Source organism: Proteobacteria bacterium CG1_02_64_396 (assembly GCA_001872725.1).
GTDB lineage: Bacteria > Pseudomonadota > MNWR01 > CG1-02-64-396 > CG1-02-64-396 > CG1-02-64-396.
Window position 1 is genome coordinate 12,564 of sequence record MNWR01000015.1, and the last position, 19,441, is coordinate 32,004.

Here is a 19,441-nt window from a genome sequence, read left to right on the forward strand (position 1 = left end):
CTCCTAGCCGTCAGCGAATGGGGCCGATCAGGCGAACCAAGCCCCGACCCTCTGCCCGTTCGATCCACTCAGGGTTCCGCCCCGCCGCTTCCCGTTCCGCCATCTCCTCGTTCAACCGTCCTCCTTTGGCCTTCAACGCAATCAACACCCCCCCAGGTTGCAACAGCGGTTGGGCCCAGGCATCGAGTTGGGCCAGGGTGTCGACCGCCTGGGCGGTGACGGCGGCGGCGCTGCCAAGCAATTCGACGGGGGGATGATTCAGGTTGGCGCGCAGCGCCCGCACGTGGGTCAACCCCAACTGACGGATGACGTGTTTGAGAAAGGCGACCTTTTTGGCGTTGAGATCGAGCAGGGTGACTTGCCCTTCGCGGTGTAGCGCCCAGATCAAAGCAGGTAACCCCTGCCCCGAACCCATGTCGATCAATATCCCAGGGGGGAGATGGGGCAGTACCTCATGGGCTTGATGGATCTTCTCTTGAACCTCCCGCAGCCCCCAACGTTTGCTGACCAGCGCCAGCTTTTGGTTCCAGCGCAGCAGCTCCTCGGCAAACCAGGCCTCTTGTTCGGTGGGCGTCATTCCCGCTCCAGTCGTCCCTGACGGCGCAGGTTCAGATGCAGGGTGAGCGCCTCGATGGCGGCCACGGTTACCCCCCGCACTTGGCGGGCATGGGCCATGGTCTCGGGGGCGGCCTGGCTCAGACGGTGGCGCATCTCAATCGACAGCCCCATCACCTGCCCGAAATCGACCCCTTCCAGGCTGAAGTCATCCATGGCGGCAATACGGTGGCGTTCGCGTCGTTTGCGGGCGATGTACCCGGCGTATTTGGCCTCGGCCTCCAGGGTGCGTCGGTCGCGCCCGGTCATTGCAGGGTCCCGCAAATCCCCCTTTTCAAGCCGTTCCAGCCGGGCGGAAAACCATTTTTTTTGGTCGTTTTGGACCAGCCCTAATGCAACCCCTACCGGGGTCAGGCGCAGGTCGGCGTTGTCCTCGCGCAGACTCAGACGGTGTTCGGCCCGGCTGGTGAAGACCCGGTAGGGCTCGTCGACCCCGTGAAGGGTAAGGTCGCGCACCAGCACCCCGGCATAGCTGCTTTCGGCTGCAGGCTGCCAGTCCGGTAGGTCGAGTGCCCAGGCTGCCGCGTTGGTCCCCCCCACCAACCCTTGAGCCGCCGCCTCCTCGTAGCCGGTGGTGCCGTTGATCTGCCCTGCCAAAAAGAGGCCGCCAACCTGGCTTGAGGCCAGCGTCATCTTGAGTTTGCGCGGATCAACGGCGTCGTACTCGATGGCATAGCCGGGGCGCAGGATGCGCACCTGCTCCAGCGCCGGAATCGAGCGTACCACCTCAAGCTGGGTCGCCAACGATAGTCCGGTCGAGATGCCGTTGGGGTAGATCTCGGAGCTGTCGTGCCCTTCGGGTTCGAGGAAAACGTGGTGGCGCTCCCGGCCCGCGAAACGGACGACTTTGTCTTCAATTGAGGGGCAGTAGCGCGGCCCGGTACCGGTGATGGCGCCCCGGTAGACCGCCGATTCTCCCAGGTGGGCGCGGACGATGTCGTGGGTTTCGGGGGTGGTCCAGGTGATGCCGCAATCCATGGGGGGGAGCCCCGGCGCGGAGGAGCCCCAATGCAACAGCGACGGGGGTTGATCCCCCGGCTGAGCCTCGACCCGGCTCCAGTCGATGGTGGCGCGGTCGAGGCGGGGTGGGGTGCCGGTTTTCAAACGAAAGGAGGGGTGGCCGAGCCGCTCCAGGGCGGCGGTGAGCCCCATGGCCGGGGCGTCGCCCAGCCGCCCCCCCGACATCGTTTGGATGCCGATGTGGATCACCCCACGCAAAAAAGTGCCGCAGGTGACCACGGCGGCGCGGCAGGCGATGCGACCGAAAACCCTGCCGATCACGGCGCCGATGCGCCCCCCCTCGGTTTCAAGGTCGACGATTTCGTCCTGGATTTGGCTCAGATTGGGGTGATCGGCCAAAAAGCCTTGAATCCACAGGCGATAACGGCGCCGATCATTTTGCACTCGTGTCGCCTGCACCGCCGGACCCTTGCGGGTGTTGAGCCGCCGAAAGTGCAGCCCTGTAGCGTCGGCCGCCCGCGCCATGACCCCTCCCATAGCGTCGATTTCGGCGACCAAATGCCCCTTGCCGATGCCGCCGATGGCGGGGTTGCAGGACATCTGGCCAACGGTGTCGAGGTTGAGGGAGACCAACAGGGTGCGGGCGCCGCGCCGCGCCGAGGCGGCCGCCGCCTCGACACCGGCGTGGCCGCCACCAATGACGACAACGTCGAAGGATTCGCTCATAAAATTATTTCTGTCTTAGCCCTCGATGGCGTCGAGCGCATCGAGGGCGATGGAGGTCATGCGGGTCAAGGTCGCCTTGTCGGCCACCAGTGGGGGCACAAGATAGGCGGCCGAGCCCAAGGGGCGGGCATAGAGCCCCATCTGTTGGCAGGCGGCAGCCCACTGCGGTCCCGCGTCGCCCAAATAAGAGGTGGTGCCCGGCGGATCGAGATCGAAGGCGATCATCGCCCCCACTTGGCGAGGACGGTGGGCTTTGGGGTGCTGGGCGATGGCGGCCAGCCCTTGGGTCAGGGTGGGGACGGTCACCTTTTGCACATGGGCCATCACCCGCTCCTCCTCGAAGACCTTCAAGGTTTCAAGGGCGACGGCGGTCCCCAGCGGGTTGCCGTAGAAGGAGTGGCCGTAATAGAGGGCACGGCCCGAGCCGTGATTCCCCAGGAACCCGGCAAAAACCTCTTCGGTGGCCAGGGTTGCGGCGATGGGGAGCATCCCACCTGCGAACCCCTTGCCGGTGGTGAGCAGATCGGGGGCGATCCCGGCGCCGTCGCAGGCCCAGAAGGTGCCGGTGCGGCCATAACCGACAAACACCTCATCGGCGATGAGCAAGCAGCCCGCTTTGTCGCAGGCGGCACGCAGGCGGCGCAGGTATTCGGGGGGGTGAACCCACATTCCCACCGCCCCTTGAATCAAGGGTTCGATCACCACCGCCGCGATGTGCTCGCCGTGTTCGGACAGATGCCGCTCCATCGCTTGGGCCGCCTGCTCCCAGTCGCCGTCCGGCTCGCCGGGGGAGGGGAGGCGGTCGCAGGTAAAAAGCAGGGGGGCGAAGCGTTGATGGAACACCGCCACCCCACCCAACGATACCGCGCCGATGGTTTCGCCGTGGAAGGAGCCGGTGAAGGCGACAAAGCGGTTGCGCCGCGGCTGGCCGTTTTGCTGGAAGAACTGAAAGGCGATCTTCAGCGCCACCTCGACGGCGGTGGAGCCGTCGTCGGAATAGAAGACCCGGTTGAGTTTGCCGGGGGCGATGTCGATCAGCCGTTCGGCCAGTTCGGCGGCGGGGCCATGGGTGGTGTTGCCCGCCATGACGATGTGGGGCAACACCCCGGCTTGCCGGGTTAGCGCCGCCACCAAACGGGGGTGGCGGTGCCCCAGGGCGGCAACCCACCAAGAGGCGGTACCGTCGAGCAAGGTTTGCCCAGCGCTGGTGGTGAAGCTGCACCCCTGTGCCCCGGTTACCACCAGGGGATCGGGACGATCCTGCATCTGGGTGTAGGGGTGCCAGAGGTGGTTGCGATCAGCCTGAAGAATCGACTCAAAGGCTGGGTTTACCAACGGAAGATCACCCACTGCGGCACCGAGATGCGGTTGGGCTCCGAGGCCGGATGGCGCGGCGCCAGGGTGCCGCCTCCGGTTTCGTCGACGAAGAAGAAGGGGGGGGCGCCGTTCTTGGGGATCACCTCGATCATGTAGGTGGTCCCCTTGACCCGATACTCCCGGACCTCTTGGGTGTTCTCTTTGTAGATGCGCACCTCGGTCTCTTTGCCTTCGATGTCGGGGGAGAGATCATGCATCTCGACGGCAGAGGGTTTTTGCCCCGACAGATCGGGGAGGCTGGGCTCGGGATCGCTCCCCTGACCCCAGGCGTTTGCGGTAAGTCCCGCCCCGCCGAGAAGCAGGGCCAGCCCCAATAGGGTGGTGCGTGCAGTAGGATTCATAGAGAAAAACCCATCAGTTAGAGGGATCAAACTGTAGGAAAACGGGGCGAAAAAGGGTTGCGGACAGGTCGGTCCCTTAAGGTATGCTTGTCAACCTCGGCTATTTCTTCAACCAACCTGGCCGAGCAGCGACGGAACAATCCCCCTAGGAGCTGGATCGTATCTTGGCCCTTTCCTGCGGTGTCCTCAACCGAAGGAAAACCGGCTCGAACCACGGTTCGAGAGGGAATGTTGCGGGCGCGGCTTGCCGTGCCGCCTGCTCCTTGGCAGGCTGGCGTCCATTCTAGATCACTCGTTCGACAGGAGCGCTGCCGATGGCACGGGTCCAAATTTATAAGACCCCCGAAGTCGACCTGAATCAGGTCCGGGAAATCTTGACGCGCTATATCCCCAGCAAAAGCAACGTGATGGGGGTGCTTCAAGATGTGCAGGCCCATTACGGCTATGTTCCTGAGGAGGCATGCGACCTGATTGCCAAAACCCTTCGGGTGCCGATGTCCCAGATTTTCGGGGTGCTCACCTTCTACGGTTTTTTCCGTCTCAAGCCCCGCGGTAAATACACCGTCCGGGTTTGTGTCGGTACCGCCTGCCATGTGAAGGGGGCCGAGATCGTTGGTATGGCCATCCAGCGCGAGGTGGGGTTGAGCAACGGGGAGGACACCACCGACGACGGGATGTTCACCTACGAAGAGGTCGCTTGCATCGGCGCCTGTGGGCTTGCGCCGCTGGTGTTGGTCGACGAGGAATCGTTCGCCGAGCTGAATCCCGCTCAGGTGCCGAGCATGATCAACAAGGTTCGTGACCGGGAGGCCGCCGCGGTGGCGGCGCAGGGCGAGGCCACGGAGGCCGCAGCATCTTAAGGTTGGAGCCAATCGGCTTCGACCCGGTGTCCCCCTTTTTACCATAGGGCCCATCGACCGATGGTGCCTCGGAGGATAGATCGCCATGACGACTGAACCCACGACGGCTGCCGGTAACGCCGCCGGACCTATTCGCTTCGTGATCGGCATGGGCACCTGCGGACTCTCCGCCGGCGCCCAGGAGATCTACGACACGGTTGCCGGACTCATCAAGGAGGAGGGTCTCGACGCCGTTATCGAAAGCACAGCATGTATTGGTTGTTGCTCCCGCGAACCCTTGATGGATGTGGTGATGCCGGGTATGGCTCGGCTGTCGTACGAGAAGATGACCCCCAAGAAGGTTAAGCAGATCTTCGACAAACACGTCAAAGAGGGGGAGCCGGTCAAGCGTAGCGTCCTCGGGCAGTTTCCTGCCGAGGAGGGGCAAAAGCCCTACGAGAAGATTCAGCTGATCGACGAACACCCTTACTACAAACGGCAGACCAAGATCGTCCTGGAGAACGTCGGTCTGATCGATCCCGAATCGATTGACGATTACATCCGGGTCGGCCAGGGGTATCAGGGGCTACGCAAGGCGCTGGCTCAATCGCCCCAGGATGTGGTCGACATGATTAAGAAATCGGGGCTGCGCGGTCGCGGGGGCGGGGGCTTCCCCACCGGTTTGAAGTGGCAGTTTTGCCGCGACGCCCAGGGGACCCAGAAATACAACATCGCCAACGCCGACGAGGGGGATCCGGGCGCCTTTATGGACCGCTCGGTGCTGGAGGGCGACCCCCATGCCATGCTCGAAGGGATGGCCATCGGTGCCTACGCCATCGGTGCCAGCGAGGGGTACATCTACATCCGCGCCGAGTACCCGTTGGCGATCAAACGGCTGCAAAAGGCGATTGCCCAAGCCAAGGAGCGAGGCTTCTTGGGTAAGAACATCCTGGGCAGCGACTTCAACTACGACATCAAGATCAAGAAGGGCTCCGGCGCCTTCGTCTGCGGCGAGGAAACCGCCCTGATCGCCTCTATTGAGGGCGAGCGTGGCACCCCCCGTCCCCGTCCCCCCTATCCGGCGATCTCCGGTTTGTGGGGCAAACCGACCAACATCAACAACGTCGAAACCTGGGCTAACGTCCCCAAGATCCTGCGCAAGGGGGCCGAGTGGTATGCCTCCTTCGGGGTGGAGCGCAACACCGGCACCAAGGTTTTCGCGCTGACCGGCGCCCTGAAGAACACCGGCTTGGCCGAGGTTCCAATGGGGATCACCCTGCGTGAGGTGGTCGAAGAGGTGGGCGGCGGCGTCCCCTACAAGGCCCGCGCCTTCAAGGGTGCCCAAATGGGCGGCCCCTCGGGGGGAATCATCCCCGCCGATCATGCCGACGTGGCCATCACCTACGAGTCGTTGCTCGAAAAAGGGGCGATGATGGGCTCCGGCGGGGTGGTAGTGATCGACGAATCGACCTGCGTCGTTGAGCTCGCCCGCTTCTTCATGAAGTTCACCGAAGACGAGTCTTGCGGCCACTGCACCCCCTGCCGCGACGGTACCAAGCGAATGCTTGAAATCGTCACGCGCATTGCCGACGGCGAGGGGCGCGAGGGCGACCTTGAGCTGATGGAAAACCTGGGCGAGGCGATTAAGTCCTCCTCCCAGTGCGGTTTGGGTATGACGGCGCCCAATCCGGTGCTGTCGACCATGCGCTGGTTCCGGCACGAGTACGAAGAGCACATCCACGACAAGACCTGCCGGGCCCACCAATGCTCAAAGCTGCTTAAGTTTTGGGTGATCCCCGATTTGTGTACCTCGTGCTCGATTTGTGCGGTCAATTGCCCTGACAACGCCATCGAGTGGGAGAAGGGGAAGGTTGCCTTCATCGATCAGGACAAGTGCACGATGTGCCGCAACTGCTACATCGACTGCAAGTTCATGGCGATCGAATAATCCGGATCGAATCCACGAGTTCTTCTGATCTTCCCGAAGCCGTGGGCCGCCCGGCGGTCCGCCGAGGAGTTTCTGAATATGTCTGATTTGGTGAAAGTCACCATCGATGGCAAGACGGTCGAGGTTCCCCGCGACCACACCATTTTGCAGGCGGCCGAGGTCGCCGGTGTCGACATCCCGACGATGTGCTTTGATCCTCGTATCAAGCCGTTCGGCGCCTGCCGCATGTGCCTGGTTCAGGTCGAGGGGGGGCGCGGATTGGCGACTGCCTGCACCCACCCGGTGATGCCCGACATGGTGGTGACCACCCAGACCGAGCAGATCGCGGCCAACCGCAAGACCCTGCTGGAGCTGCTCCTCACCTACCACCCCTTGGATTGCCCGACCTGCGACAAGGGGGGTGAGTGCACCCTGCAGAACCTTTCGTTTGCCCACGGCCCGCAGACCTCCCGCCTAGAGGCCCCCAAGCATCATTACACCGTCGACGACCGCTCGCCCCTGATTCAGATCGACAACAACCTCTGCGTACTCTGCGAAAAATGCGTGCGCATGTGCGACGAGGTGATCGATGTGGCGGCGCTGGCGATGTCGTATCGCGGCTATCACACCAAGGTGGTCCCGAGCTTCGGCAAGGTGCTCGACTGCGAGTACTGCGGCGCCTGCGTCTCGGTCTGTCCGGTCGGCGCCTTGGGCGACAAGCTCTACAAGTACCGCTCCCGCCCCTGGGATCAGGCGAAGAAAGAGTCGATCTGCACTTACTGCGGCGTCGGTTGCCACTTGAAGTACGGGGTCGCCAACGACGAGGTGTTGCGGGTGACCACCTCCCCCGATCTGGGTCACAACCAGGGGTTGCTCTGCACCCGTGGGAGCTACGGTTGGGGCTACATCGAATCGGAACAGCGGATCCGTCAGCCCCTCATCAAGAAAAACGGCACGTTCCAAACCGCGACCTGGTCCGAGGCGCTCGATTGGGTGGCCGAGAAGCTTCAGCGGGTTAAGTCGGATCATGGGGCCAATGCCGTGGCAGCGGTGGGCAGCGGCGGCATGACGATGGAAGAGGCCTTCCTGCTGCGCAAAGCAGTGCGGGAGGGGCTCGGTTCGGCGCACCTTGATTGCATCGGCGGCAGCCAAAGCGCTGCCGCACTCGATGGCATCGAGGCGGTGATCGGGGTGCGCAGCAACGCTACGATCCGTGGCGCCGCCGCCATCGAGCAGGCCGATTTGGTCTTCATCGCCCGCGCCGTGATCTCCGAAACCCAGCCGGTCGCCGGTTATGTGGTCTCCCACCTGGTTCACCGCAACGAGGGTAGCAACCTGGTGTTGGTCGATGGTCGGGAAGAGAAATTTTCCCGTTACTCCACCCCCCATGCCCGGGTCCGTCCCGGCACCGAAACGGCCTTTGTTTACGGGGTTATCAACGCCCTGATTCAGGGAGGCTTGGTCGATTGTGAGGCGGCGGCGGAGCGTGGAGAGGGCTTTGAGGCGCTGGCCGGATCGGTTGCCCGTTTCACGCCCGAGCATGTTGCTCAGGTTTGCGGCATCCCCGCCGAACAGGTGGGTGAGGCGGCGGCCAAGGTGGCCGGTGCGAACAACGCAGTCTTCATCACCGCCGTTGAATCGGCGGTGGGTGGGCAGAATCGCGAAATCGCCGAGGCGCTGGCGCTGCTGGCGTTGGTTAGCGGCCATTTCAAAGAGGGATCCGGTCTTCTGGTGATGCAGGAGCGGGCCAATTCGGTCGGAGTGCTCGCTGCCGGTCTGCGTCCTGCTGTAGAGGGTCTCGACGCTGCGGGCATCGCTGCTCATCTGGGGAGCCAAATCAAGGGGCTGTTGGTGGTCGGGGAAGACCTGACCGTGACCTTACCGGCAGGCGGCAAGGTGGCGGCGGCCCTGAACGATCTTGACTTCTTGGTTGTGTGCGATCACTTCATGACGGCGACCGCCCAGGCAGCCGACGTGGTGTTGCCTCTGGCTTCGACCGCTGAGAGCGATGGCACCTTCATCAATCAAGGCGGTTTGGTGCAGTCGTTCCAAGCGGCGATCAGCCCCAAAGAGGCGGCCAAACCGGGTTGGCAAATCCTTTACAACCTGGCCCGCCGCCTGGGTGGGATTGGCGAGATTGGCGGCTTTGCCGAGCTGCAATCCCAGGTTAAGGCTGCGGTTCCCGCCATGGCGGGGCGTGCCACCAACCTCTTTGCCGAAGCGGCCCCCAAGGGCAGCTATCGGGCGGTTGCATTCGACGCGGCCCCCCCCTCTTCCGGGCTGGTGCTAACCACCGGATCGATCCGTCAACACAACGGCACGTTGTCGACCCATGCCGAGGGGCCGATGCGGCTGGTCAGGCACGGTTTTGTCGAGGTGCATCCCGACGATGCTCTGCGCCTTGAGCTCGACAACGGCGACCGCATCCAGGTGCGCACCACCCACGGCGTGTTTGAGGCTGAGGTTGAGGTGAATGATCGCGGTGTGGCCGGGTACCTGTTTGTCCCCCGCCACTTTGTCGACACCCCGGTCTTGCAGGCGATGCCTGCCGACGGCAGCCTGCCCGCCGCCGAGTTGGTGGTGGTGGCCCGTGCCCAGAGCGCTGAGCCGGTCGCCGTCGATGCCTGAAGAGGGGGCGCGGCAACGGCAGATTGCCGAAAGTTTGATCGGCAAGGGGTGGCGCAGGCTCGAACACAACCGCTCCGGCGAGCTGCTGATGCTCAAGGACGACGAAATCCGCTGGTGGAAGGTGCGCGACGAGGCGACCGGACGCTGGGAGGTCGAGGCGGCCATGCAGCTCGACTCGGTGTTGCTCGCCAAGAAGTGGGAGGAGGGGCGTTACCGCCTGCCCCCCACCATCAACCATCCACTCGGTTTGTTCGTCGACGCCGCCATGATGGCCAACATCCGCCGCCAACTTGACCGCCCCGCCCTCGACAGGGGCGCCGAACAGGTCGCCCCCTTCGATCCCGGCATCCCCCTGTGTATTCCGATTGTTCCTGCCAAAGATTGACCCCTCCCCGGAGGGGCTCGATTTTCAGCCCGATACCCAAGAGAAACCGACATGATTAAGGCCACCGTCACCAGCTACGACGTCAAAAAGGGTTTTGGTTACGCAAGCGACGATCAAGGCAGGGCGATCTTCGTCCACTACTCGGCCATTGAACGTGGCGAGGGTGAGGAGGGGGATGTGACGCTGGAGGAGGGGCAGACTCTTCAGATTGAGGTGAAGGACAACAACCTCAAGATGCCGGTGGCGTTAAAAGCCAAGCTTACCTAAGCAGTACCCTCATCGTGATTGGTGGCACTGCGCCATTGGGGGCATAGCCCTCACCGTGTGCAACCCATCCACCCCACCAGGGGACAGCCCTCCATGAGCTTTCTGATTCAATCGCGTTCGCTGCTTTTGCAGCCGGTGAGTACCGCCAAGGAGTCGCGGTTCACCGAGCGGCTCAAGCGGTGCCCGCTGTTGATTTCCCTGCCCCGAGAGGAATGGCGGGACTGGTTGGCGGGCTGCAAATTGCAGATTTTGCGCGACGACGAACCGCTATGGGAGGAGGGCTCCCTGGGTCGTTCGGTCATGGTGCTACTCGACGGCGAGGTCTCGGTGGAATACCAGGGAACGGTCTTGGGCCACCTCAAGGCGGGCGCCATGCTGGGGCTCAATGCCACCCTGGGGCGCTGGCGGCGCGAATCGGGGATTCGGGCCCACGCCGGCGACGCCCTTGTCCTTGAAATCCCCTGGTCGCTGACCAAATCGACGCTCAAACGCAATCCCGGCATCACCGGCGCCTTGCAGGTGATCGGGCGTAGTTTCGAAGCGCTCAAACTGCTGGCGGGTCATCCCCTGTTGCAACATCTCGACGAAGATTCCCGAGGCAAGGTCGCCGCTGCGGCGCAGTGGCTTGATATGCCCCCCGGTCACATCTTTATCCGCCAGGGTGCCCATGACCGTGACGCCTACATCGTGGTCTCGGGATCGGTCGAGGTGGTCCGGCACGAGGGGCCGCGTGACATCGTGTTGGCTCAACTTGGCCACGGCAAGGTGATTGGCGAGCTGGCTCTGCTCGATGGCCGTCCCCGTACCGCCTCGGTCCGCACCGTCGAGCCGACCCGCTTACTCCACCTTCCGGCCAACGCGTTTGAGGATGCTGTCGAATCGCCCACCGCCTTTCGCGAATCACTGCGGCGTTGGCGCCGCAAGTTGGGGATGCACACGGTCCAGGATTGGATGGTGACGGGGGCAGCGACCGCCGAGAGCATCCCGGCCAAAGGTTGAATCCCCTCGGTTTGCATCCCCCCCTGGAAACCCCGATGGACCAAGATCCCACCCGCGCCGCCCCCTCCGGTTGGATCGAAGTGGTTGTGGATCGCCCCCTTCCCCCCTTGACCTACCGCTGGCCCGACGATCTGGATTGCCCCCCCAAGGTGGGGCGCGAGGTCGAGGTGCCCTTGGGGCGGGGCCGCGCCCGGGGCTGGATCGTTGCTCTGCATGCCGCACCCCCCGACGACGTGGCGGTTGGTCGCATCAAACCGATCATCGACCTGCCCGCTGCCGCTCCTGTCCCCCAGCCCATCTGGCAGACCCTGTGTTGGGCCGCCGATTACTACGGCTATCCCCTCGGCCCCTACTTGGCTGCCCTGCTGCCCAAGGAGGACCCCCCCGGTAAGGTTCGGCTGCTTGCCGGGTGGCAAGAGCATCCAGCGGGCAAAACCCTGCCGATCCGCACCCTGCTTGCGGGGCTTACGCCCCACCCGTTTGCCCGGTTTTGGATGGGGTGGCTGCAAGGGCATTGGGGGACGGTCGACCGAGAGGGGCGAATGCTGGTGCTCAGCGCGCAGGGGCGGGCCGTCACCATTGCACCGCGTGCCCATCGACAGCTGGCGCTGCACAACGCTCTGCTCAGTCACCCTCTTGAAGAGGCCGACGCGGTGGCTCAATTCGGCCGCGACGCGGTGCGCAGTCTTGAAGCCAAAGGTTGGGTGGTGGGGCACAAGCGGGGGCGGGAGGGAATGCTCCCCATGGGGCCGCAGCTCAACCCCGATCAAGCTGCCGCAGTGGCCCGCCTGACCGAGATGCTGACCGCGCCCGAGCGCCCAGCTTTGCTCTTCGGTACAACCGGATCGGGCAAAACCGAGGTGTACCTGCGGATCGCCCGCACAGTGGTGGAGCGGGGGGGGCAGGTGTTGGTGGTGGTCCCCGAGATCGCCCTGACCCCGCAAACCGCCGCCCGTTTTGAAGATCGCTTCCCTGGGCGGGTGGGTGTTTGGCATTCGGCACAAGGGGCGACCGACCGGGGTGACCTGGCAAGGCGGGTGCGGGCGGGACAGGTCCAGGTGTTGGTCGGGACCCGCTCGGCCCTCTTCCTGCCTTGGTTGAATCTCAAGCTTATGGTGGTCGACGAAGAGCACGACAACGCCCTGTCGCAAGAGGAGGGGATGCGCTACCACGGCCGCGATTTGGCGGTGGTGTTGGCCAAGAATGCGGGGGCGCTATGCCTGCTTGGTACCGCTACCCCCTCGGTTGAAAGTTGGCGCAATGCCGAGATGGGGCGGTACGAGCGGATCGATCTACCAGGAAGAGCAGGGGCGGGAAGAATGCCCGAGGTACGGCTGATCGACCTGCGCCAGGGGCGGGACGAGACCGACCGTCACCCCTTCGACCGTCCGCTGATCGCCGCGCCCTTGCGGCAGGCATTGGAAGAGGGTCTAGCCAAGGGGGAGCAGGCGATCCTGCTGCTCAACCGGCGCGGCTACGCCCCTTTTTTACGCTGCATCGGTTGCGGCGCCGAGTTCGCCTGCGAGCACTGCGCCGTCCCCCTGACCTACCACCACCACCCTCGCCGCCTGCTTTGCCACTACTGCGGTCATACCAAGCCGGTCCCCGATTTGTGCCCCACCTGCCAACAGATGCTCCTCACGCCCATCGGGGTCGGAATTCAGCAGGTTGAGGGGTGGCTAAACCAAATTCTGCCCAAGGCCAAGGTACTGCGGCTCGACCGAGACACCGCCCGGCTTAAGGGGATCGGGACGATTTTGGAGGCCTTCCGGCAAGGGGAGGGGGACATCCTGCTCGGCACCCAGATGCTGGCCAAGGGGCATGATTTTCCCAAGGTGACGACGGTAGGGGTGGTGTTGGCCGATCAGGGGCTGTCGCTGCCCGACTTCCGCGCCCAGGAGAGGCTCTTCCAAACCCTGGTGCAAACCTCGGGACGGGCAGGGCGAGCCGAGCTGCCGGGACAGGTGTTTATTCAGACCTTCGAGCCGGAGCACCCGTTGTTCGGGCAGATTCAGCGGGGTGAAGTCGCCCAATTTTTGGATGAGGAGCTGGCACTGCGCCGGATGCTCGGTTATCCGCCCGATCAGCCGATGCTGCGGGTGCTCGCACGGGGTAAGGGCAAACGGGTGGTGGGGCAGGCGTTGGAGGGGGTGGCGCGGACGCTGGCCAAACTGCCCGGTTTGATCCTACTCGGCCCCGCCCCCGCCCCGATTGAGCGAATTCAAGGGATCGACCGCCACCACCTGTTGCTACGCGGCCCCCGCCCAGCGCTACGCAGCGCCCTACGGCTGCTGCAACAGTGGCCGGAAGAACAAGGGGTGAACCTGCGTTGGGAGGTTGATCCGGTGCAGATGATGTAGGGGTTAAACCCCGCCAAGTTGATGCCAAGCGGTATAGAGCCCCACCGCCGCCGCCGAAGAAAGGTTCAACGAGCGCACGTCATCCACCATTGGGATGCGAAAGGCGGAGTCGGCACCTTCGATTTGCTCGGGCGGCAGCCCCCGGCTTTCGGGGCCGAAGAGCAGTCCGTCCCCCGGCTGAAACCGAACTTCGAACAGGGAGCGCTCGGTCTTGGTTGTCGCCGCCAGCACCCGCCCATTGAACGCCCTATGAAACTCCTGCCAGTCGTCATGGTGATGAATCGCCACCTCCCGCCAGTAGTCGAGCCCCGCCCGCTTGAGCTGCTTGTCGTCCCAAGAAAACCCCAGCGGATGGATCAGATGCAGGGTGGCGCCGGTGACCCGGCACAGCCGCACGATATTGCCGGTGTTGGGGGGGATCTCGGGTTGGTAGAGGATGATGTGGAGGGGGCAGGGGGCGGGCACGGGGACTCCGGCAAGCGTGATGGGGAAAAGGGCGGGGGTTGATCGGCCCCGTGTGCAACAGGCTCAAGCTGTGCGGATCGATGGTATCGGAAGCATCATCGGCAATCCGCCCATCGTCTCTTCCCGAGGGGGGAAGGGTGCTCCGGCGAACGCGAATCCAAGCAATAAAAAGGGGACGGTGGTTGCTCCACCGTCCCCATGATTGATCAAAACCGAAGCAATGCAGACACAGCGTTAAACCGGTTCACGGGTGGATTCCGGGTTTATCGATGGCGCCCCGGAATGACGCCCCACCCTTTACCCCAGCGCGTCGAGGATGTCCCGTTCGTGTTCCTGCTCTTGGGTCAGGATGTCCTCCAAGACCCGTTTGAGGGCGTATTCCCCCAGCGCCTCGGCCTGTTTCATCCGCTCTTTATAGCGGGTGATGGCAACCTTTTCGCCGACCAAATCCTGCTGGAGCATGGCGACCTGATCTTCAGAGGTCACGACATGCCGAACATCGACGGCGGGGGTACCCCCCAGGTAGTCGATCTCGTTGGCTAGAAGCAGGGCGTGTTGGTGCTCCTCGGCGGCGTGGACCACCAATTCTTGCTGAATGCTGCGGTACTGCGCCCCCTTCATCACCGCCGAATGCTGGATGTACTGGATCATCGCGGTGTATTCCAGGCGCAGGTCTTCATTGAGTAGCTCGATCAACGCCTCTCGGGTTAGCACCCCTTCGATTGCCGAGGGGGGCTCGATCATTTCCTCTTTTTTCTTCTTCTTGGGCATGGCGTGCAACCTCCTTGAAAGATGGGAACGGAATCAACCGGCCCCTTACCCGAACGGTAAAATCGCGCTTAGTTCGTCACCCTTTCTCAAACCCCAACTCCCCCCCATCCACAATCACCCGAACGGTGTCGCCATCGCGGAAGCTGCCCTCCAGCAACGCAATGGCCAGGGGGTTTTGGATCGCCTGTTGGATCAAACGCTTCAAAGGTCGGGCGCCGAAGGCGGAATCAAAACCGTGTTCGGCCAGCCATCCCACCGCCTCGTCGCTCAATTCGAGGGTGATCTTGCGATCGAGCAAAATCTTGCGTAGCCGGGCCAGCTGAATCTCGACGATTTTGGCCATATGGCCCCGCGCCAGCCGGTGGGCTCAACGGGACGACCTTTTCCCCGTAGCGGCCCCACCCCACCCTCCACCGTCGCCCCCGCGCCCGCTGGATCCCCGCCTGCGCGGGGATGACGCCGGGATGGGCGGGGGATGGGGGGCTTCGGGTCAGGCTTGGCACATGGGGATGCGAAAGCCCCAACCGGGCCGGGAGTTGGAGGCACAGCCCGAAGCCACCCAACAACGGCACTCTTTTCCAGGAGTCTGCCGGTCTTTCGTTGTCGTGGGGTAGAAGGAATAACGACAGCCCTTTCGCTGATGAGGGGCAAGAAAGACAACCTCTCGCTGAGGGATAGGATTCAGGTAGACGCATTCGGGTCGACAGGTACCCTTCTCCCCTTCGGTAAGCCCTACCCCATTTTGGCTGAGGTCTCCTGCGGAATGGATCCGTTCTTCGAGCAACCCATCCTCAACTCCCCCTACGAGTCTCCCTCCCGGCATTGGGAGTTGGATGAGCACGGCCAACCAACCCAGCGGACCATTGAGCAACGGCGGAGTGCAGAATTCGTCACCCCCATTCCCAAACCCAAAAAGCGCAAAGGGGGGGAGGGAAATTACCTGGCGTTGGATGAAGGATTTGGGCTGTCCACCCAGGACCAGCGTTACGAACACACCGGTTTGATCAACGCCCTGCGTGAAGAGGTGGCGCAGTGGCGGCAATTGCCCCCGGCCCACTGGCGAGTGACCCCCGAAACAGCCCGATTGCTCCAGCATTGGCGACACCACCCGTTTGGGGGTGTGCGCCCATTCTTTTGCCAGGTAGAGGCGGCGGAAACCGCCATTTGGCTGACCGAAGTTGCCCCCCAAAGTGGAAAAACCGGGGAACGGTTTTTGCGCCATCTGGAAGAGTCCAGCCAAGCAGCCAATCCCGATTTACTGCGTTTGGCCCTCAAGCTGGCCACCGGTGCAGGCAAAACCACCGTGATGGCCATGCTCATCGCTTGGCAAACCCTCAATGCCGTCCGACGCCCCAACAGCCGCAAATTCACCCGTGGGTTTTTGATCGTTACCCCCGGCATCACCATCAAGGACCGCCTGCGCGTCCTTCAGCCCAACGACCCGGACAGCTACTACAAGAGCCGCGAGCTGGTGCCCGGCGACATGATGGGCGACCTGGAACGGGCCAAGATCGTCATCACCAACTATCACGCCTTCAAACTGCGCGAACGTATGCCCCTGTCCAAGGGCGGTAGGCTGCTGCTGCAAGGCCGTGGCGGCGAAGCACTCGATACGTTGGAATCCGAAGGCCAGATGATCCAGAGGGTCATGCCGGAGTTGATGGGCATGAAGAACATCCTGGTCATCAACGACGAGGCTCATCACTGCTACCGGGAGAAACCCAACCACGACGACGAAAAGCTGAAAGGGGACGAGAAAAGGGAGGCGGAAGAAAACAACGAAGCAGCCCGTCTGTGGATTTCCGGTTTGGAGGCCGTCAACCGCAAGCTGGGCCTTAGCCGGGTGATCGACCTATCCGCCACCCCCTTCTTTCTGCGTGGTTCCGGTTATGCCGAGGGCACCCTGTTCCCCTGGACCCTCAGCGATTTCTCGCTGATGGACGCCATCGAATGCGGCATCGTCAAACTGCCGCGTGTGCCGGTGGCCGACAACATCCCCGGCGCCGAAGTGCCGGTGTTCCGCAACCTGTGGGAACACATCCGCAAAGACATGCCCAAGAAGGGGCGCGGCAAGGCCGAAGGACTCGACCCGCTTAAGTTGCCGACCCGCCTGCAAACCGCCCTCGAAGCCCTCTACGGCCATTACAAGAAAACCTACGATTTGTGGGAGCAGGCTGGAATCCAAGTGCCGCCCTGCTTCATCGTGGTTTGCAACAACACCTCGACCTCCAAGCTGGTGTACGACTACATCTCTGGCTTCCAGCGGCTAAACGACGATGGCAGCAGCAAGCTGGAGAACGGTCGGCTCCCACTGTTCCGCAACTTTGATGAACACGGCAATCCACTCGGCCGCCCCAAAACCCTGCTCATCGACAGCGAACAACTGGAATCCGGCGAGGCTTTGGATAACAGCTTCCGGGGCATAGCCGCTGACGAAATCGAGCGCTTCCGCCGCGAGATCATCGAACGCACCGGCGACCCGCGTGCGGCCGACACCATCACCGACGCGGCCTTGCTGCGCGAGGTCATGAACACCGTCGGCAAGGCTGGCCGACTGGGCGACTCCATTCGCTGCGTGGTTTCGGTCTCCATGCTGACCGAAGGCTGGGACGCCAGCACCGTCACCCACGTCCTGGGCGTGCGCGCCTTCGGCACCCAGTTGCTGTGCGAACAGGTCATTGGCCGCGCCTTGCGCCGCCAGTCTTACGAACTCAACGAGGCAGGGCTGTTCAACGTCGAATACGCCGACGTTCTCGGCATTCCCTTCGACTTCACCGCCAAACCGGTGGTCGCGCCGCCGCAACCGCCGCGCGAAACCATCCAGGTCAGGGCCATCCGTCCCGACCGCGACGCTCTTGAAATCCGCTTCCCCCGCGTCCAGGGCTACCGGGTGGAACTCCCGGAAGAACGCCTCACCGCCGGGTTCAACGCCGACTCCGTGCTGGAACTGACCCCCGATCTGGTTGGCCCCTCCATCACCCGCAACGCTGGCATCATCGGCCAGGATGTGGACCTGAACCTGGTCCACACCGGCGACATGCGCCATTCCACGCTGCTGTTTCACCTCACCCAGCGCCTGATCTACACCCGGTGGCGCGACCCCGGCGAGGAACCCAAGCTCTACCTGTTCGGCCAACTCAAACGCATCGCCAAACAATGGCTGGACACCTGTTTGGTTTGCAAAGGCGGCACCTACCCGGCCCAGCTCATGTATCAGGCCCTGGCCGACGTGGCTTGCGAACGCATCACCGCTGGCATCACCCGAGCGCTGATTGGTGAGCGCCCCATCAAAGCCGTGCTTGATCCGTACAACCCCACCGGCACCACCGCCCACGTTAACTTCAGCACTGCGAAGAAAGACCGCTGGCAGACCGACGCCCGCCGCTGCCACCTCAACTGGGTCATTCTCGATAGCGGTTGGGAAGGCGAGTTTTGCCGCGTCGCCGAAGCCCATCCGCAGGTACGCGCCTATGTGAAGAACCACAACCTGGGGCTGGAGGTGCCGTACCGCTATGGCTCCGAAATGCGCACCTACCTGCCCGACTTCGTCGTTCTTGTAGACGACGGCCATGGCGAGGATGACCTGCTGCACCTTGTGGTCGAGGTCAAAGGCTACCGGCGCGAAGACGCCAAGGAGAAGAAAGCCACGATGGAAACCTACTGGGTGCCGGGGGTGAACAACCTCAAGCAATACGGCCGCTGGGCCTTCGCCGAGTTCACCGAGGTCTGGCAGATGCAGGACGACTTCGCCGCGAAGGTGGAGGCCGAATTCAGCAAGATGATCGGGCGGGTGGTGGATGGAAGCTGAAACTGCATTCAGGAGCATTTTCTTGGCGTCAGGAAAATGCTCCCTAGGTGGCGATGCGCACCATTTTGTTGGCGCCAACAAAATGGTTCGACAAGAGGCCGGGCAGAAACGGGAGAAGAAGTCATGAGCAACATCAAGTTGTTCGAGTCCAAGCACATCCGTTCGGCCTGGGACGAAGCCACCCAACGCTGGTACTTTGCCATTGTCGATGTCGTCGCAGCCTTGAGCGAAAGCGAGAACCCGCAGGTCTACTGGCGGGTGCTCAAGAAGCGCCTGCTGGCCGAGGGCAATGAAACCGTTACAGCTTGTAACGCCTTGAAGATGACCGCAGCCGATGGCAAGCAGCGTCTGACCGACGTGGCGGATACCGAGCAATTGCTTCGGCTCATTCAGTCCATCCCCTCCCCCAAAGCCGAGCCGTTCAAACGCTGGCTGGCCCAGGTGGGCTACGAGCGGCTGGAAGAAATCGAAAACCCCGAACTGGCCGCCGCACGTATGCGCGAGTTGTACAAAGCCAAGGGCTACAGCGACGAATGGATCGAAAAGCGGGTGCGCGGCATCGCCATCCGCGACGAACTGACCCACGAATGGCAGAAGCGCGGCGTCAAGGAGCAGCGCGAATACGCCATCCTTACCGCCGAAATCAGCCGCGCCACCTTTGGCATGACCCCCGCCGAATACAAAACCTTCAAGAGTCTCGACAAGCCCGCCGACAACCTGCGCGACCACATGAACGATCTGGAACTGATCTTCACCATGCTGGGCGAAGCCTCCACCACCGAGATTGCTCGTAATAAAGACGCGCAAGGCTACGGCGAGAACCGCGAAGCGGCCGTGGCGGGCGGCGCGGTGGCCGGACGGGCACGCCGCGACCTGGAGAAAAAATCCGGCAAGCGCGTCGCCAGCCCGGAAAACTACAAAGCCTTGCCCGAAGCCGTGGCACGCAAAAAGCTGAAGAAGAAGGAAGCCTGAG

16 protein-coding genes are annotated in these 19,441 nt (G+C 63.0%); 9 read left to right on the forward strand and 7 right to left on the reverse strand.

The features are described from left to right. Positions 1-10: 10 nt before the first annotated feature. From AUJ55_01540 to AUJ55_01555, 4 genes are all read right to left on the reverse strand, one after another. Positions 11-577 (reverse strand): hypothetical protein, encoded by a 567-nt coding sequence (locus tag AUJ55_01540; protein OIO60958.1) that lies wholly within the window; start codon positions 575-577, stop codon positions 11-13. Then, positions 574-2,301 carry a hypothetical protein gene (locus AUJ55_01545; GenBank protein ID OIO60959.1) on the reverse strand — a complete coding sequence of 576 codons (1,728 nt, stop codon included), beginning with the start codon at positions 2,299-2,301 and terminating at the stop codon, positions 574-576. Before AUJ55_01545 ends, AUJ55_01540 begins: the two co-directional genes overlap by 4 nt. A gap of 15 nt (positions 2,302-2,316) precedes the next feature. Further along, entirely contained in the window at positions 2,317-3,567 is a 1,251-nt protein-coding gene (locus AUJ55_01550; GenBank protein OIO61017.1) for an adenosylmethionine--8-amino-7-oxononanoate transaminase, read from the reverse strand. Between the two features lie 62 nt (positions 3,568-3,629). Beyond that, complete coding sequence (locus tag AUJ55_01555; GenBank protein OIO60960.1) at positions 3,630-4,019, reverse strand: hypothetical protein; 390 nt, start codon at positions 4,017-4,019, stop codon at positions 3,630-3,632. A 314-nt stretch (positions 4,020-4,333) separates the two neighbouring features. Here AUJ55_01555 and AUJ55_01560 point away from each other — a divergent pair, with 314 nt between their 5' ends. The 7 genes from AUJ55_01560 to AUJ55_01590 all read left to right on the forward strand — a co-directional run bounded on the left by AUJ55_01560 (position 4,334) and on the right by AUJ55_01590 (position 13,424). Beyond that, positions 4,334-4,879 (forward strand): hypothetical protein, encoded by a 546-nt coding sequence (locus AUJ55_01560; protein ID OIO60961.1) that lies wholly within the window; start codon positions 4,334-4,336, stop codon positions 4,877-4,879. 85 nt (positions 4,880-4,964) lie between these two features. Further along, positions 4,965-6,806 carry an NADH dehydrogenase gene (locus tag AUJ55_01565; GenBank protein ID OIO60962.1) on the forward strand — a complete coding sequence of 614 codons (1,842 nt, stop codon included), beginning with the start codon at positions 4,965-4,967 and terminating at the stop codon, positions 6,804-6,806. A gap of 78 nt (positions 6,807-6,884) precedes the next feature. Continuing rightward, positions 6,885-9,413, forward strand: coding sequence for a hypothetical protein (locus AUJ55_01570; protein ID OIO60963.1), 2,529 nt, complete (start codon positions 6,885-6,887; stop codon positions 9,411-9,413). Then, positions 9,406-9,798, forward strand: coding sequence for a hypothetical protein (locus tag AUJ55_01575; GenBank protein OIO60964.1), 393 nt, complete (start codon positions 9,406-9,408; stop codon positions 9,796-9,798). The genes AUJ55_01570 and AUJ55_01575 overlap by 8 nt, the downstream gene beginning before the upstream one ends. A gap of 54 nt (positions 9,799-9,852) precedes the next feature. Then, complete coding sequence (locus AUJ55_01580) at positions 9,853-10,065, forward strand: hypothetical protein (GenBank protein ID OIO61018.1); 213 nt, start codon at positions 9,853-9,855, stop codon at positions 10,063-10,065. Between the two features lie 93 nt (positions 10,066-10,158). Further along, complete coding sequence (locus tag AUJ55_01585; GenBank protein OIO60965.1) at positions 10,159-11,064, forward strand: hypothetical protein; 906 nt, start codon at positions 10,159-10,161, stop codon at positions 11,062-11,064. Positions 11,065-11,099: 35 nt separating this feature from the next. Then, positions 11,100-13,424, forward strand: a complete 2,325-nt coding sequence (locus AUJ55_01590) for a primosomal protein N' (protein OIO60966.1) — start codon at positions 11,100-11,102, stop codon at positions 13,422-13,424. 3 nt (positions 13,425-13,427) lie between these two features. Here the strand turns inward: AUJ55_01590 and AUJ55_01595 are convergent, their stop codons facing one another. The 3 genes from AUJ55_01595 to AUJ55_01605 all read right to left on the reverse strand — a co-directional run bounded on the left by AUJ55_01595 (position 13,428) and on the right by AUJ55_01605 (position 15,003). Next, positions 13,428-13,889: a tRNA (uridine(34)/cytosine(34)/5-carboxymethylaminomethyluridine(34)-2'-O)-methyltransferase TrmL gene (locus AUJ55_01595; GenBank protein OIO60967.1), complete on the reverse strand. Its 462-nt coding sequence runs from the start codon at positions 13,887-13,889 to the stop codon at positions 13,428-13,430. A 297-nt stretch (positions 13,890-14,186) separates the two neighbouring features. Beyond that, positions 14,187-14,633: a ferritin gene (locus tag AUJ55_01600; protein ID OIO61019.1), complete on the reverse strand. Its 447-nt coding sequence runs from the start codon at positions 14,631-14,633 to the stop codon at positions 14,187-14,189. A 103-nt stretch (positions 14,634-14,736) separates the two neighbouring features. After that, positions 14,737-15,003: a hypothetical protein gene (locus AUJ55_01605; GenBank protein ID OIO60968.1), complete on the reverse strand. Its 267-nt coding sequence runs from the start codon at positions 15,001-15,003 to the stop codon at positions 14,737-14,739. A 420-nt stretch (positions 15,004-15,423) separates the two neighbouring features. On the opposite strand from AUJ55_01605, the gene AUJ55_01610 reads away from it, so the two are divergent. Further along, positions 15,424-18,468, forward strand: coding sequence for a restriction endonuclease (locus AUJ55_01610; protein OIO60969.1), 3,045 nt, complete (start codon positions 15,424-15,426; stop codon positions 18,466-18,468). A 123-nt stretch (positions 18,469-18,591) separates the two neighbouring features. Then, positions 18,592-19,440 (forward strand): phage antirepressor protein, encoded by an 849-nt coding sequence (locus AUJ55_01615; protein OIO60970.1) that lies wholly within the window; start codon positions 18,592-18,594, stop codon positions 19,438-19,440. Position 19,441: the final 1 nt, after the last annotated feature.